Origin of the sequence: Rathayibacter sp. VKM Ac-2760, assembly GCF_009834185.1 — a bacterium.
Classification (GTDB): Bacteria; Actinomycetota; Actinomycetes; order Actinomycetales; family Microbacteriaceae; genus Rathayibacter.
The window spans coordinates 550636-565823 of the sequence record NZ_CP047173.1 but is presented as its reverse complement, the minus strand read 5'-3'; the positions used below and the strand labels follow the sequence as shown (position 1 = coordinate 565823).

Sequence of the window (15188 nt, the reverse complement as noted above, 5' to 3'; positions counted from 1 at the left end):
CGCATCCCTCGGAAGGGGCGGCCCGCACGGGCTGCAGCTAGGCGCGGGCGGCCTTGACGTAGGCGACGAGGGCGTTCGCGTGGCCGTGGCCGAGGCCGTGCTCGGTCTTCAGCCAGGAGACGACCTGCATGTGGGTCTCGGAGTCGAGCCGCTCGTCGACGAGGTCGAGCCACTCCTGGATCGGGCGGCCGTAGGTGGCGGCGATGCTCGGGAAGTACGACGCCGGGCCCTTCGGCTTCGAGCCGTCGGCGGGAGGCTCGGGGGCGAGGACGCGCGAGGGGGACATGCCGGTCACTGTAGCGGCGCGGGGGCGGCGCCCGACAGAGCGGCGGAGTCCTGCTGATCGAGTGGCCCGCGCAGCGGGCGCATCGGACGCGGGGTCTCGATACGCGGCGTGCGCCGCTACTCGACCAGCAAGACGGGGGCGGAGTCCTTGCTGATCGAGTAGCCCGCGGAGCGGGCGTATCGAGATCCCCCCCCCCCCAGTCAGCAGGAAGCCCGGCGAACGCGACGCCCTCAGCGCCCGGCGCGACCGCCGCGGTGCGCGGCGTCGAACGCCGCCTGCACGTCGCTCGGGATGCGCCCCGAGCGGGGCACCTCGTAGCCGTGCCGGCGCGCCCAGTGCCGGATCGCCGAGAGCATCTCCGGCGACTTCCGGCCGGCGCCGGCCTCGACGGCGACCACGCGGCGCGACGGAGCCGCCGACGAGAGCGGTCGCGCCGCGGCGACGAACGGCGCCACGGCCAGGTGCAGCGCGCCGATGTTCGCCGCGGTCAGATCGATCTCGTACTCGCGGTCGTCGATCGAGAACGCGACCGTGCCGCCGCGACCCTCCGCGATGACCGCGCCGGTCAGGTCGTCCGTCAGAACACTGCGCTCGGCCATCCCGGCGTCCTCCTCCATCAGCCAGCGGACCCCTGGCGGGTCCACGTCCGCCGACCAGGGTAACGAGTCAGCCCGCGGCCGGTGGCGGCAACGCCACGCCCATCCGGTAGAACCGCTCCGCCGTCCCCGCGAAGACCGCGAGCCGCTCGGCCTGCGAGAGCTGCGCGGTCAGCGCGTCGAAGGCCGAGTACAGCTCCGAGAACGAGCTGTAGAGCCCGTCGACCGGGAAGTTGCTCCCGAACATCGCCCGCTCCGGGCCGAAGGTCTCCAGGGTCTCCAGCACGAACGGCGCGATCGAGTCACGAGTCCAGGAGTGGTCGTTGGTGCCGAGCGCCGAGATCTTCACGACGACGTTGTCCTGCGCGGCCATCGCATGGAGGCCCGCGCGCCATTCGGTCACCGACTCGGTGTCGCGTCCGATCGGCATGCCCAGATGATCGAGCACGATCGCGGTCCCCGGGAACTCCGCGGCGAGCGCCGCCGCCTCCCGCAGCTGCGTCGGGAACACCTGCAGATCGAACGAGAGCCCGAGCCCTTGCAGCCGGGCGAAGTTCGCGCGCCAGACCGGATCGCTGAGGACGTCCCCCCGGTCGCGATGGCTGAAGACCGGGTCGGGGTGCCAGTTCAGGATGTCGCGGACGCCGCGGGTGACCGCGAACGCGGCATGATCCTCGAGCAGCCGCGGCGCGTCCGGATCGAGCAGCGACACGTGCGCGACGTGCACCGTCGGCACCGCGCTCTCCCGGGCGAGCGCGTCGATCCAGGCGGTCTCGGCGAGCGCGTCGGCGGCGCCGTTCTCGACGTGCACGGAGGCGAGCAGCGTCACGTCCCGGGCGTCGGCACGGTAGTCGGCGACGCTGTAGGAGCGGCGGAGCGGCCGGTCGTCGCCGTGGTAGCGGAAGGGCTCGGCGGGCCCCTCCAGCCACGGGTAGGAGCGGGAGAGATCGGTGAGGTGGTGGTGGGCGTCGATGACGACGAGATCAGGCATGCGGCTCCTCCAGGCGGCGCGCGAGCGTGCGGTAGACACCGGTGTGATCCAGATCGCCGTCGCCCACCGCGATCATCCTCTCGAACAGGGCGGTCACGGCGGCGGTCGCCGGCAGCGAAACGCCCTCGGCAGCGGCCGACTCCTCGATGAAGCGCAGGTCCTTCAACTGGTTGCGGGCGCTGCCGCCCTCGGCGAAGTCCTCGTCGAGCCACTTGCGGCTCTTCTGCTCCAGCACCGCGGTGCGGGCAAGGCCACCCTGCAGCAGCTCGATCACCGTCTCCGCGTCGAGCCCGGCACGGCGGGCGAGCAGCAGCGCCTCCGAGACCACGGCCACGGTGCCGGCCACGACGATCTGGTTGCAGAGCTTGGCCGTCGCGCCGGCGCCGCTCGGGCCCAGGTGACGGACGGTGCGGCCGAGGCGCTCGAGCACCGGGAGGACGCGGGTGACCGCCACCTCGGCTCCGCCGACCATGATGCTGAGCGTCGCGTCGCGGGCGCCCACCGTGCCGCCGCTGAGCGGGGCGTCCACCACCTGCACGCCGTGCTCGGCGTCGAGCCGGCGAGCGAGGGCCGCGACCGCGATCGGCGAGACGGTGCCGTGCACGACGAGCACCGGCTCGGCGATCCCCGCGGCGCGCCAGCCCGCGAGCAGTCCCGTGTCGCCGTCGAGCAGCGACTCGACCTGCACCAGGTCGGGCAGCACCGTCAGCGTGATGTCGGCCGCCGCCTCCGCGGGTGCCGACGCGACCACGGCGCCGAGTCCGGCGAACGCCGCGGCGCGGGAGGCCGTGCGGTTCCAGACGGTCAGCGGGCCGCCCGCGAGCAGGTTCCGCGCCATCGGCGCCCCCATCGGACCGAGGCCGAGCAGGGAGAGGCTCACAGGCCGGCCTCGCCGGATCGCACCTCGGCGAGCTCGTTCGGCGCCACGTCGTCGAGCAGCACCCGCGCCTCGAAGCCGAGCAGCTCGCGCGAGCGGGTGAGGTCGAGCCCCACCGCGCGGCCCTCGATTCGCCCCCGCGGCACGCCGGGCGCGACCGCGTCGAGGGCGTCGGCGGTGGCCTCGCGCAGGTAGGTCAGCGGAGCCGCGACGAGGATGCCCGGCGCCGGCGGCGTGTCCCGCAGCAGCGCCGCGAGCACCGCCCGGGCCGAGTCCGCCGCGTCGAGATAGCTCCAGCCCTCCGCGGCCTGGCGGCGCGGGTCGGCGGCGAGCACCGCGCGCAGGTGCTCCCCGAAGACCCGCCCGCCGTCGACCGTGATGTCCCGCACGAGCGGGAAGCGCAGTCCGGTCAGGCTCAGCCCCCAGGTCGCGTGCGCCATCCGCGCCGCGTCCTCGGTCGCGAGCTTCGAGAGCGAGTACTCGTCCGAGATCCGCGGCTCCGCGTCCTCCGAATACGGGATGACCGGCGGCAGCACCTGCGCGGCACCGAGCGGGTAGCCGTTCGCGTTGATGCTGGAGGCGTAGACCACCTTCGCGACCCCGGCTGCGCCGGCCGCCGCGAACACTGCGAAGCTGCCGACCGCGTTCACCCGGTAGGTCTCGACCGCGTCGGCCATGCCGAGCCCGGCGTAGCCGCCGAGATGCACCACCGCGTCCTGGCCGGCCACTGCCTCCGCCAGCACCGCCGGGTCGGTCACGTCGCCGACGATCGAGCGCACGTCCGCCTCCGCTGCGGCGCGGTCGAGGACGGTGACGACCGCCCCTGCCGCCTGCAGCGCCGCGACGGTGGGCCGCCCGATCAGCCCGGAGCCGCCCGTCACCAGGATGCGGGCGCCGCCGAGCGAGCTCAACCGCGCGGTGGAGCTCAGCGGCGCCGTCACGCGCGCACCGACGGCGTCGACTCCGTGGGCGGCGCCGCGACGTCCTCGCGCTGCTTCTTCCGCCCGCGCGAGAGCATCGGCCAGCCCTTGCTGCCCTGGTCGAGCGTGACCGCGATCAGAACGACGAGACCGGTCACGATCTGCTCGTAGAAGCTCGGCACGTTTAGCAGCACCAGTCCGTTGGTGAGCGCGCCGAGGATCAGCGCACCGACCAGGGTGCCCGCGATGCGGCCCTCGCCGCCCATCAGGTTGGCGCCGCCGATCACCGCCGCCGCGATCGCGGTCAGCTGGTAGGGGCTGCCCGCGTCCGGCTGCGCCGCGTTGATCCGGGCGACGATGACCAGACCGGCCAGCGCCGAGAGGCCACCGGAGATGCAGTACACCGCGATCTTGACCCGGTGCACCCGCACGCCGGAGAGCCAGGCGGTCTCCTCGCTGCCGCCCACCGCGATCACGTTCTGACCGAAGACGGTCTTGCGCAGCAGCAGCCAGGCGGCGACGCCGACCACGGCGACGATCAGCACGACCACGGGCACGCCGCCGACGTAGCTGTTCAGCAGCAGGATGAACTCCTTCGGCACGTCGTAGACCGGCTTGCCGTTCGTGGCGACGTACGCGCCGCCCTGGAAGACGCTCATCGTGCCGAGCGTCGCGATGAACGGCGGCAGGTTCAGCTTCGTGACCAGCAGTCCGTTGATCCCGCCGCAGACGAGGCCCAGGACGATGCCGGCCGCGAGCCCGAGCAGCGGAGGGACGCCGCCGTTGACGAGCAGCGACGCGCTGACGATGCCGACGAAGCTCGCCATCGCCCCCACCGCGAGGTCGATGCCGCCGGTGATGATGACGAAGGTGAGCCCGATGCCGATGATCGCGTTCACGCTCGCCGACACCGCGACGTCGCGCAGATTGCCGAGGGTGAGGAAGTTCGGGTTGAGCACGCCGAGGATGACGAAGAGGACGACCGCGGCGAGGTAGATGCCGAAGGCCTGGAGGTTGAAGGAGCGGCGGGGCGGCGTGGCGACGCCCCCGGTCTCGGGGGAGGTCATGAGGTTCCTTTCGCGACGCCCATGGCGTTCGCCACGATGCTGTGCTCGGTGATGTCGTCGCCGACGTGCTCGGAGACGAAGCGGCCGGCCCTCATGACGAGGACCCGGTCGCTGATGGAGATGATCTCGGGCAGGTCGCTCGAGACGACGATCACGGCGTGCCCCTCGGAGGCGAGCTGATCGATGAGCTCGTAGATCTCGACCTTGCCCCCGACGTCGACGCCCTTGGTCGGCTCGTCGAAGAGGAAGACGCTCGCGCCGAGCCAGATCCACTTCGCGATCACGATCTTCTGCTGGTTGCCGCCCGAGAACTGCCGGGCGTTCAGCCGCACGTCCGCCGGGCGCAGCGACATCCGCCGGCCCATCTCCTCCGCCGTCGCGATCTGGCGCCGGGTGCTGATGAACGGTCCGAAGCCGTTCAGCTGCCGGTCGGAGGTGAGGGCGACGTTCGCGTAGGCCGGTGTCTGCAGCACGAGTCCCTGGTGCTTGCGGTCCTCGGGGATGAAGGCGATGCCCGCGTCGCGGCTGTCGCGCGGCGAGCGCACCTTGAGCGTGCGGCCGGCGAGCCGGACCGTCCCCTCGGTGCCCTCGTCGGCGCGGATCAGCGCGCGCAGGAACTCGGTGCGCCCCGAGCCGACGAGGCCGGCGATGCCGACGACCTCGCCGCGGCGCACCTGGATCGACTCCGGTCCGACACCGCTCGGGTGCGTCACGCCGGAGGCCTCGAAGTGCACCTCGGCGTCCGCGGCGACCGGGTGCCGCCGCTCGAAGGAGAGCAGCTCGCGCCCGACCATCCGCCGGACGATGTCCTCGGAGGAGGTCTCCGTGATCGGCGCGTCGTAGGCGGGCCGGCCGTCGCGGAGGACGACGACCGTGTCGGACACGCTCATCACCTCCGGCATCTTGTGCGAGACGTAGATGACGCCGACGCCGCGCCCGTGGGCGATCTCGCGCACCCGGGTGAGCACCCCCTCCACGTTGTGCTCGAGCATGCTCGTCGTCGGCTCGTCGAGCGCGACGATCTTCGCGTCGAAGGCGAAGGCCCGGGCGATGGTGAGCGCGTGCCGCTGCGCCGGGCTGAGCCGGCCGACCGGGGTCCGCGCCTCCATCGGGAAACCCATCAGATGGACGTCCTTCAGGGCCCGGTCGATGTCGTCCTGGGCGGACGCGCGCTGGGTGCGCGTCCGCCCGAGCAGCAGGTTCTGCATCACCGTGAGCTGGGGCACGATGGCCGGCTCCTGGTGCGCGATGCGGACCCCCTCGGCGAGGGCCTGGCGCGAGGTGTACTCCATCCGCCGCACCCCGTCGATGGTGATCGAGCCGCGATCAGGGCGCAGCGCCCCACCGAGGATGTTGAGCAGAGTGCTCTTCCCCGCGCCGTTCTCGCCGGCGAGCGTGCGGATCTCGCCGCGTTCGAGCGTGAAGCTCACGCCGTCCAGGGCGCGGACGCCCGGGAACGACTTCGCGATGCCGCGGACCTCGAGCAGATGCTCGGCCATGTTCCGTCTTCTTTCCTGTTCGAGAGGGACCTTGCCGGAGGGAGCGCGGTGATCAGCCGCGGGTCACGGCATGCCGGTCTCGTAGTCGGCCACGTTCTCGCTGTCGATGATGAAGGCGGGGACGTCGATCCAGGCCGGCACCGTCTTGCCGGCGAGGAGCCAGAGCGCCGCGTCGACGCCGGTGGCGCCCTCGGTCGTCGGCAGCTCGCTGACGGTGGCGGTGTAGTCGCCGGCCAGGATCTGCTTCTTGGCCTGCGGGATGCCGTCGGTGCCGACGAGGATCACCTTCCCGGTGAGGCCCTTCGCATCGATGGCGGCCTGGACGCCGAGCGCCATGCCGTCGTTCTGCGAGTAGAACGCCTTGATGTCGGGGTTCGCCGTGAGCATCGTGGTCGCGATCTCCTGCGCCTTGGTCTGGTCCCACGAGGCGGTCTGCGAGGCGACGAGCTCGAGGTTCTCGTGCTTCGCGAGCGCCGCGGTGAAGCCGTCGCCTCGGTTGATCGCGTTGGAGGAGCCGGGGTCGCCCTCGATCATCGCGACCTGGCCGCCGTCGGGCAGCAGGTCCGCGATGTAGTCGGCGGCCGTGGCGCCGATGGTGGTCGCGTCGGGTCCGACGTAGACGACTCCGGGGACGTCGCTCTTGGCGTCGTTGAGGACCACGGCGGGGATGCCGTCGGCGAGGGCGGACTCGAAGATCGAGTCGAGGCCGGTCGCCGAGATCGGCGAGGCGAGGATCGCCGTGCAGCCCTGGTTCATCGCGCTCTTGGCCTTGTCGAGCTGCTCGGTGATCGAGGACTCGTCGGTGACGTCGAAGGTCTGGTAGTCGACGCCGAGCTCCTTGGCGCGGTTCTCGAAGCCGTCGCGCTCGTAGCCCCAGAACTCGTTCGACAGGGTGCGGGTGATGTAGCAGAGCTTGGCGCCGTCGGGCACGGCCGGGTCGCCGAGCGAGGCGGTGACCTCGTCGACGGGGGTCTGCGCGGAGGAGTCGACGAGCGACACGATGTCGGCGCCGGAGCCGCCGGCGGCTGCTCCTGCGCCGTCGCCGTCGGGCGAGGCCGAGCAGCCGACGAGGAGGGTGAGGGAGGCGAGCCCGGCGAGGGCGGCGCCGGTGGCGCGAGTGGGGAAGGACATGGGAGGGGGCCTTTCGTCATCGGAAGGTGGGGCGGGTCGTGCGAGGTGGGGCGGGTCGTGCGGGGTGGTGCGGGAGGTGGCGGGCCGGGCGGAGGATGCGCCCGGCCCGAGGGGGTCAGGAGGCGAGCAGCGCCTCGGTCTCGCGGCGCAGCTCGAGCGCCTCGGCGAGGGACTCGTCGATGATCACGTCGTCCCAGCCGACCGTCGCGCCCTGCGCGATGTCGTGGCGCAGCTCGACGTGGTGGGCCAGCGCGACCGGGAGTGCTCCGATGGCGACCGAGTGCTTCGCGGAGACGAGCTTGCCGTAGACGGTGAAGCCGCCCTCGCCGTCGAGGAACTCGCCGGCCTTCAGGTCCTTCTTCGCGGTCGCGACGACATCGCCGTAGAAGCCCTCGGGATGCCCGGTCGAGATGCCGCGCAGCGCCGCGTTGGCGATCGAGACGTTCAGCTCGAGGCCGACGTAGTGGTACGGCCGGTAGAGCGCCGCATACTGCTTGGTCGGGTCCGGGTGCCACGGGTACTCGTCGAAGCAGGTGGAGACGTAGGGGTTGGTCGCCTTGACGACGACGTACACGCCCTCCTGCGTGTTGTGCGGGATGAGCGAGCCGTCGCGGTTCACGCTCGACATCACGTCGACCGTGCCCTCGTGGTCGAGGGCGCCGCCGATCGCGCTCGGCCGGCTGATCGTCGCGATCTCCTCGACGTCGCCGGGAGTGAAGGTGAGCCCGGAGTCGGAGGGGACCAGGCCTGCTGCGTTCGCGACCGCCGCCATCTCGATCGCGGCCTTCGTGCCGTCGCGGAACGAGGTGTGCATGTACGGGTTGAGCTGGCCGGAGTCGGTCAGCTCCTTGCTGAACTCCCAGTTCTCCCAGACGTTGTCGGGGTTCATCTGGTGGTAGTGCTCGAGGTACTTCGCGCCCTTGCCTGCGCAGACGACGTCGAAGCCGCTGGTGCGCGCCCAGTCGACGAGCTCCATGATCAGGGCCGGCTGGTCGCCGTAGGCCATCGAGTAGACGATGCCCGCCGCCTCCGCGCGCTTGGCGAGCGCGGGGCCGGCCAGGGCGTCGGCTTCGACGGTGACCATGATGATGTGCTTGCCGGTCTCGATCGCCCGGAGCGCGTGGTGCACGCCGACGATCGGGTTGCCGGTCGCCTCGACGATGACGTCGATGTCGTGCTCGAAGAGGACGGCGGCGTTGTCGACGATGGTGGTCGTCCGGTTGGCGAGCGCCTCGGGGATGTCGGCGGCCATCGCCTCGGCCGGCCAGTCGACCAGCTCGAACGCGCCGCGGGCCCGGGCGACGTTGACGTCCGCGATGGCGACCACGTGCACACCGGGGATGTTGCGCGCCTGCGAGAGGTACATGGTGCCGTAGCGCCCGGCGCCGATCAGCCCGATGCGGATGGGGCGGCCCTCGCGTTCGCGATCGCCGAGGAGTTTGTACAGGTTCACGTTGACCTCTCTGGTCCGGTGGCGCACGGACGCAGAGGCCGCCTCGAGGGGCGGGGGACGTCGTCGTCGTGCGCAGTCTTCTTGGACAGTGATTCTTCAAGACAGTGCTGCTCACCGGGTCGTTGTGGAACCGGTACCAGTTTTGTACCACCCGCGATTAGAGTGTGTCAACAGCGAGCGGAGCAGCCCGGTCGCACGCCGATACGATGGCCCGACACCCGGGGGAGGAACCGTGCAGAAAGCACCCACGATCCGCGACGTCGCGCGCAGCGCCGGCGTCTCGGTCTCCGTGGTGTCGCGCGTGCTCAACGACGGCACAGGCCCGGTCGCAGTCGACACCCGTCGTCGCGTCGTCGAGGCGATCGAGGAGCTCGGCTTCCGCCCGCGCGCCGCCGCCCGGGAGCTGAGCCACGGCCAGACCCTCGCCATCGGCCTCGTGCTGCCGGACCTCACCAACCCCTTCTTCGCCCGCCTGGCCGACAGCGTCGTCTGGGAGGCGCGCGCCCGCGGCGCCCAGGTCCTCCTGATGACCACGCAGGAGGACTCCCACGTCGAGGGCGAGTCGCTGACGAGCCTGCTCGACCGTTCCGTCGGCGGAGTGATCGCGACCCCGTCCGGTGACAACCTCGAGAAGTGGTCGCGACTGCGCCGGGCAGGGATCGACGTCGTCTTCGTCGACCGCACGACCCCCGGTCTCGACGACGTGGATGTCGTCAGCATCGGCAACTCCGCCTCGGCCGCCCGCGCGACCGACCACCTGATCGCGCTCGGCCACACCCGGATCGCGATCGTCTCCGGTCCGCTGCGCACGTCGACCGGCCAGGCGCGCGTCGCCGGCTATCGCGCGGCCCTCACCGCCGCCGGCCTCCGGGTCGACGGCACGCTGATCCGCGAGGTCCCGTTCCGCGGCGACATCGGCGGCGAGGCGGTCGCCGCACTGCTCGCGCTGCCGGAGCCGCCGACCGCCCTGATCGTCGCGAACACGGCGCAGGTGCGCAGCGCCGTGCACCGGCTCTTCCAGCTCGGTGTCGCGATCCCCGACGCGCTCTCCGTGGTCGTCTTCGACGACAACCCGTGGAGCGAGCTCGTCACGCCGCCGCTCAGCGTCGTCCGCCAGCCGATCGAGATGCTCGCCCGGCACAGCGTCGACCTGGTGCTCGCCCGCATGCAGGGTCGGATCCCGGACGCGCCCCAGCACATCGAGGTTCAGGCGGACCTCGTCATCCGCTCCAGCTGCGCCGCCCCGGCCCGCCACTGACTCCGCCCACCACCCCCTCACGAAAGGCACCACCATGACCGATCCCGTCGTCGTCACCGCGATCTTCACCCCCGCCGAGGGCAAGCGCGACGCCCTCGTCGCCGCCCTCACCCCCGCCATCGCCGAGGTCCACGGCGAGGAGGGCTGCGAGCTCTACGCGATCCACGACTCCCCCGACGGCACCATCGTGATGCTCGAGAAGTGGACCAGCGCCGAGGCCCTCGACGCCCACGCCGCCGGCGAGCCCGTCGTCCGCCTGAACGCCGCCATCGCCGGCCTCGTCGCCGCACCCCCGGTCGTCACCCGCCTGGCCCCCCTCCCCGCCGGCACCCCCGCCCAGGGCGCCCTCTAGCCCCCATCCCGCCGAGTCGCCCGAGAAGGCCCGTTCTCCACCCCGAGAACGCACCTTCCCGGGCGACTCAGCGCCGCGACCCCGCCATGTTGGGGCGAGCAGCCCCGCAGGTGCGTGTCGTGTTCATGCTGGTCGAGTAGCCCCGAAAGGGCGTATCGAATCCATGCTGGTCGAGTAGCCCCGCAGGGGCGTATCGAATCCATGCTGGTCAAGTAGCCCCGAAGGGGCGTATCGAATCCATGCTGGTCGAGTAGCCCCGCAGGGGCGTATCGAGACCCCCGTCCTCCGAACGTCCAGCCTGCAGACCCGTCGTCCGGCACAGGTGGATCTCGATACGCCCGCTCCGCGGGCTACTCGATCAGCGAAGGGGTGCACCCGCTCATCCATCAGCGGAAACGGGGCCCGAGCCGGCCTCGCCTCAGCGCGGCCGCCCCACCGACGCCCGCTCGATCAGCCGCGTCTCCAGCTCCAGCCGCGTCGCGCTCGACGACAGCGGCCGGGCCGCGCGGTGCGCCTGGTGCAGCATCCGGAACGCCGCGGCGCCCATCTGGGCGATCGGCTGCTGGATCGTGGTCAGCGGCGGCGTCGCCCAGGCCGACTCCTGCACGTCGTCGAAGCCGATCACGCTGAGGTCGTCCGGGATGCGCAGTCCCGCCAGATCGGCCGCGTCGTAGGCGCCGAGCGCCATCGTGTCCGAGAGCGCGAACAGTGCCGTCGGCCGCGTCGCCGCGTCCTCCAGCATCGCGGAGGCGACGATCCGCGCGCGGTCGCGGCTCCAGCCGCCGTAGGCCACGCGCTCCCGCGGGAGCGGCACCCCCGCCTCGCGCAGCGCCGTGCTGAACCCGTCGAGCCGGGCGCTGCTGTAGAGCTGCCCCCGCGCGCCGGCGATCACGCCGATGCTGGTGTGGCCCCGGCCGAGCAGGTGCTCCGCCGCCATCCGGCCGCCGTCCCAGTTGGTCGCGCCGATGCTCGCCACGTCGGCCGGCGGGCGGGTGATCGGATCCACGATCACCACGGGCAGCTCGGCCGTCGTCAGCAGGTGCAGCTGCGCCGCCGTCACGTTCACGAGGACGACGATCGCGCCGAGGGACGAGCGGCGCAAGAGCCGGTTGACCCACTCCCCGTCGGGACGCGCGCGGGTGAGCACCAGGTCGACGCCGGCCGCCGCGGCCTCCTCCTCGATCCCGCCGAGGACGGGACCGATCCAGGTGCCGTCGAGGTGGCCGACGACCACGTCGACGATGTGCGCGACGTGCGGGTCGTCCGCCGGCGGGCGCAGCCGCGGCCGGCGCCGGTAGCCGAGCTCGTGCGCCGCCTCCATCACTCGCAGCCGGGTCGCCTCCGAGACGTCCGTGCCGCCGTTGAGCACCTTCGAGACCGTCGGCACGCTCGTCGCGGCGCGCTCGGCGATGCGGGCCATCGTCGGCCGGGGGGCGGCGTCGCTGTCGTCCATACGACAACTGTAGGCCAGAACGAGTTGCGAAACAGGCCCGGATCGCTTCGGGGTCCGAACCGCATTCCCGCCTTGCCTGCACCGCCAGCGGGGTGCAGACTGATCGGACGTGGGCGGCGCCAGCCATCGAGTTGCGCAAGATCCGTTCGACGACGAACCGCGGAGCGATCCGCCGAGCATCCCGAGGACACCGATGACCGACCTCCCCCCGACCACTCCCGCGAAGAGGGCGCTCGTCGTCCGCGGCGGGTGGGACGGCCACCAGCCCGTCGAGGCGACCGAGCTGTTCCTCCCCTTCCTCGAGGAGAACGGCTTCGAGGTGCGCATCGAGGAGTCGACCGCCGTCTACGCCGACGAGGACTACCTGCGCACCGTCGACCTGATCGTGCAGTCCAACACGATGACCTCGATCGAGTGGCCCGAGTTCCTCGGCCTGCGCGCGGCCGTCGAGCGCGGCACCGGCCTGGCCGGCTGGCACGGCGGCATCGCCGACTCGTACCGCAGCAACTCCGACTACCTGCAGCTGATCGGCGGCCAGTTCGTCTCGCACCCGGGCAAGCACCCCGACGAGCGGACCGGCGAGCAGTCCGACAACTACGTTCCGCACACGATCGAGATGACGGCCCTCGCCGCCGACCACCCGATCACGCAGGGCATCAGCGACTTCGAGCTCACCACCGAGCAGTACTGGGTGCTGCACGACGACTACAACGACGTCCTCGCCACGACGACCCAGGCCGTCCGCGAGTGGGACCCGTGGACGCGCCCGATCACCTCCCCCGCCGTCTGGACCCGCCAGTGGGGCGCCGGCCGCATCTTCGTCTCCACTCCCGGCCACCGCGTCGAGATCCTCCAGGACGCCAACGTCCGCACCATCATCGAAAGGGGACTGCTGTGGGCCTCCCGCTGAGAGTCGGCATCATCGGAGTCGGGAAGATCAGCGAGCAGTACCTCGCGAACCTCCCCACCTTCCCGGGCCTGCGCCTCGTCGCCGTCGCCGACCTGAACACCGCGCGGGCGCAGGAGGTCGCCGACGAGCACGGCGTCCGCGCCCTCTCGGTCGACGAGCTGATCGCCGATCCCGAGGTCGACGCCGTGCTCAACCTCACGATCCCCGCCGCGCACGTCGAGATCGGCACGCGAGCACTGCAGAACGGCAAGCACGTCTTCGCCGAGAAGCCGCTCGGCCTGAACCCGGCCGAGGCGGCCCCGATGCTCGACCTCGCGGAGGAGCTGGGCCTGCGCTTCGCCAGCGCGCCCGACACGGTGCTCGGCACCGGGATCCAGACCGCGCGGCAGACCCTCGACTCCGGAGTGATCGGCACGCCGATCGCCGCCCAGGTGCACTGGGCCGCGCCCGGTCACGAGCGCTGGCACCCGGCGCCCGAGTTCTACTACCAGCCCGGCGGCGGTCCGCTGCTCGACATGGGCCCCTACTACCTCACCGCGCTCGTGCACCTCTTCGGCCCGGTCGTCCGGGTCACCGGTCTCGCCACGCGCTCGGACCGCCCGCGCACCATCGAGTCGGGCCCGCGCGCCGGCACGCCCATCCCCGTCTCGATCGACACGCACATCAGCGCGCTGCTCGAGCACGAGAGCGGCGTCACCTCGACCGTGACGGTCAGCTTCGAGGTCTGGCGCACGCGCTCGCCCAAGTTCGAGATCTACGGCACCGAGGGCACCATCGCGGTCCCCGACCCGAACATGTTCTCGGACGTCGTCGAGGTCGCCGTCCGCGACGAGGACTGGCGGGTCGTCCCCGACTCCGCCGGCGTCGTCGACACCGGCCGCGGCGTCGGGCTCGCCGACCTCGCCGAGGCGATCGAGGAGGGCCGGCCGCACCGCGCCTCGGGCCGCCTCGCGCTGCACGTCCTCGAGATCATGGACGCGATCCTGCGCTCGAGCGCCGAGAAGGCGGTCGTCGCGATCGAGACCACGGCCGAGCGGCCCGAGCTGCTCCCGCTGCGCTCGGCCGCGGGCGAGCCGGTCGGGGCCCTGCGATGACGGCACCGCTGCGCGTGGCCATGATCGGCCACGCCTTCATGGGCCGCGCCCACGCCCACGCCTGGCGGACCGCGCCGCGCTTCTTCGACCTGCCGCTGCGGCCCGAGCTCGCCGTCGTCGTCGGCCGCGACGAGGGCCGCGCGCGGGCCGCCGCCGAGAACTTCGGCGCGGCCGAGTGGTCGATCGACTGGCGCGAGGTGATCGCCCGCGACGACATCGACCTGATCGACATCTGCACCCCGGGCGACCAGCACGCCGAGATCGCGATCGCCGCGCTCGCGGCCGGCAAGCACGTGCTCTGCGAGAAGCCGCTCGCGCGCTCCGTGCCCGAGGCGCGGTCGATGACGGAGGCGGCCGAGGCGGCGAGCGGATCCGCGATGTGCGGCTTCAGCTACCGCCGCACCCCCGCCCTCGCGCTCGCCAAGCGCTTCATCGAGGAGGGCCGCCTCGGCGCGATCCGCCACGTCCGCGCGCAGTACCTGCAGGACTGGCTCAGCGACTCCGAGGGACCGCTGACCTGGCGGCTCGACAAGGAGAAGGCCGGCTCCGGCGCCCTCGGCGACATCGGCGCGCACAGCATCGACACCGCGCAGTGGCTCACCGGGCAGACGATCGACGCCGTCTCGGCGCAGCTGCGCACCTTCGTCACCGAGCGCCCGGTGCTCGCCACGCAGTCCGGCCTCGGCGGCCGGGCGGAGGAGGGCGCCGAGCGCGGCCCGGTCACCGTCGACGACGCCGCCCTGTTCACGGCGACGCTCAGCGGAGGTGCCCTCGGCGTCTTCGAGGCCACCCGCGTCGCCACCGGCCGCAAGAACGCCAATCGCATCGAGATCAACGGCGAGACCGGCAGCATCGCCTTCGACTTCGAGCGGATGAACGAGCTCGAGTACTACGACGCCCGCGATCCGGAGGACGCCCAGGGCTTCCGCACCATCCAGGTGACGGAGCCCGTGCACCCCTACGCCGCCGCCTGGTGGCCGACCGGGCACGGACTCGGCTACGAGCACGTCTTCACCCACCAGGTCGTCGACCTGGTCACGGCCCTCGCCGCGGGCGTGCAGCCCTCGCCGTCGTTCGCGGAGGCGCTGCAGGTGCAGCAGGTGCTCGACGCGGTCGAGCGCAGCGCGGCGGACGGCTCGCGCCTCACCGCGACGGACTGACCGGCGCGACGGACGGACCGGCGCGACGGACTGACCGGCGCGACGGACGGACCGGCGCGACGGACCTCCCCCGATCCGCGCCGGGCCCGCGGGCCCCTTTCGGGGGGAGAACCGTCCGGAACACCCCGTAAAGTGGGGACT

The 15188-nt window shown here is 72.3% G+C and carries 15 protein-coding genes; 5 read left to right on the top strand and 10 right to left on the bottom strand.

Going from position 1 to position 15188, the window contains the following annotated elements; genetic code table 11:
• Positions 1–37: 37 nt before the first annotated feature.
• The 9 genes from GSU72_RS02510 to GSU72_RS02470 all read right to left on the bottom strand — a co-directional run bounded on the left by GSU72_RS02510 (position 38) and on the right by GSU72_RS02470 (position 8820).
• Entirely contained in the window at positions 38–286 is a 249-nt protein-coding gene (locus tag GSU72_RS02510; RefSeq protein ID WP_159983450.1) for a DUF4287 domain-containing protein, read from the bottom strand.
• Positions 287–516: 230 nt separating this feature from the next.
• Positions 517–930, bottom strand: coding sequence for an Lsr2 family protein (locus tag GSU72_RS02505; RefSeq protein WP_159983448.1), 414 nt, complete (start codon positions 928–930; stop codon positions 517–519).
• Between the two features lie 22 nt (positions 931–952).
• A complete protein-coding gene (locus tag GSU72_RS02500) occupies positions 953–1873 on the bottom strand; it encodes an amidohydrolase family protein (RefSeq protein WP_159983446.1) in 921 nt (306 codons plus the stop codon).
• The gene (locus GSU72_RS02495; RefSeq protein WP_244255936.1) at positions 1866–2753 is read right to left on the bottom strand and encodes an NAD(P)-dependent oxidoreductase; all 888 of its coding nucleotides are present in this window, start codon (positions 2751–2753) and stop codon (positions 1866–1868) included. The genes GSU72_RS02500 and GSU72_RS02495 overlap by 8 nt, the downstream gene beginning before the upstream one ends.
• Positions 2750–3691 carry an NAD(P)-dependent oxidoreductase gene (locus tag GSU72_RS02490; protein WP_159983444.1) on the bottom strand — a complete coding sequence of 314 codons (942 nt, stop codon included), beginning with the start codon at positions 3689–3691 and terminating at the stop codon, positions 2750–2752. The genes GSU72_RS02495 and GSU72_RS02490 overlap by 4 nt, the downstream gene beginning before the upstream one ends.
• Positions 3688–4737, bottom strand: coding sequence for an ABC transporter permease (locus GSU72_RS02485; RefSeq protein WP_159983442.1), 1050 nt, complete (start codon positions 4735–4737; stop codon positions 3688–3690). Before GSU72_RS02485 ends, GSU72_RS02490 begins: the two co-directional genes overlap by 4 nt.
• Complete coding sequence (locus tag GSU72_RS02480) at positions 4734–6236, bottom strand: sugar ABC transporter ATP-binding protein (RefSeq protein WP_159983440.1); 1503 nt, start codon at positions 6234–6236, stop codon at positions 4734–4736. Before GSU72_RS02480 ends, GSU72_RS02485 begins: the two co-directional genes overlap by 4 nt.
• A 63-nt stretch (positions 6237–6299) precedes the next feature.
• Positions 6300–7367: a substrate-binding domain-containing protein gene (locus tag GSU72_RS02475; protein ID WP_159983437.1), complete on the bottom strand. Its 1068-nt coding sequence runs from the start codon at positions 7365–7367 to the stop codon at positions 6300–6302.
• 115 nt (positions 7368–7482) lie between these two features.
• Positions 7483–8820: a Gfo/Idh/MocA family oxidoreductase gene (locus tag GSU72_RS02470; RefSeq protein ID WP_159983435.1), complete on the bottom strand. Its 1338-nt coding sequence runs from the start codon at positions 8818–8820 to the stop codon at positions 7483–7485.
• 232 nt (positions 8821–9052) lie between these two features.
• On the opposite strand from GSU72_RS02470, the gene GSU72_RS02465 reads away from it, so the two are divergent.
• Positions 9053–10078, top strand: a complete 1026-nt coding sequence (locus tag GSU72_RS02465) for a LacI family DNA-binding transcriptional regulator (protein WP_159983433.1) — start codon at positions 9053–9055, stop codon at positions 10076–10078.
• A gap of 34 nt (positions 10079–10112) precedes the next feature.
• The gene (locus GSU72_RS02460) at positions 10113–10430 is read left to right on the top strand and encodes a putative quinol monooxygenase (RefSeq protein ID WP_159983431.1); all 318 of its coding nucleotides are present in this window, start codon (positions 10113–10115) and stop codon (positions 10428–10430) included.
• Between the two features lie 418 nt (positions 10431–10848).
• On the opposite strand, the gene GSU72_RS02455 is transcribed toward GSU72_RS02460, so the two are convergent.
• Positions 10849–11883, bottom strand: coding sequence for a LacI family DNA-binding transcriptional regulator (locus GSU72_RS02455; RefSeq protein WP_159983429.1), 1035 nt, complete (start codon positions 11881–11883; stop codon positions 10849–10851).
• A 193-nt stretch (positions 11884–12076) separates the two neighbouring features.
• On the opposite strand from GSU72_RS02455, the gene GSU72_RS02450 reads away from it, so the two are divergent.
• Genes GSU72_RS02450 through GSU72_RS02440 form a run of 3 tightly spaced genes read left to right on the top strand, consistent with a single transcriptional unit; the run spans position 12077 to position 15047 of the window.
• Entirely contained in the window at positions 12077–12793 is a 717-nt protein-coding gene (locus GSU72_RS02450; protein ID WP_159983427.1) for a ThuA domain-containing protein, read from the top strand.
• Entirely contained in the window at positions 12778–13887 is a 1110-nt protein-coding gene (locus GSU72_RS02445; protein ID WP_159983426.1) for a Gfo/Idh/MocA family oxidoreductase, read from the top strand. Before GSU72_RS02450 ends, GSU72_RS02445 begins: the two co-directional genes overlap by 16 nt.
• Positions 13884–15047 (top strand): Gfo/Idh/MocA family oxidoreductase, encoded by a 1164-nt coding sequence (locus GSU72_RS02440; RefSeq protein ID WP_159983425.1) that lies wholly within the window; start codon positions 13884–13886, stop codon positions 15045–15047. The genes GSU72_RS02445 and GSU72_RS02440 overlap by 4 nt, the downstream gene beginning before the upstream one ends.
• Positions 15048–15188: the final 141 nt, after the last annotated feature.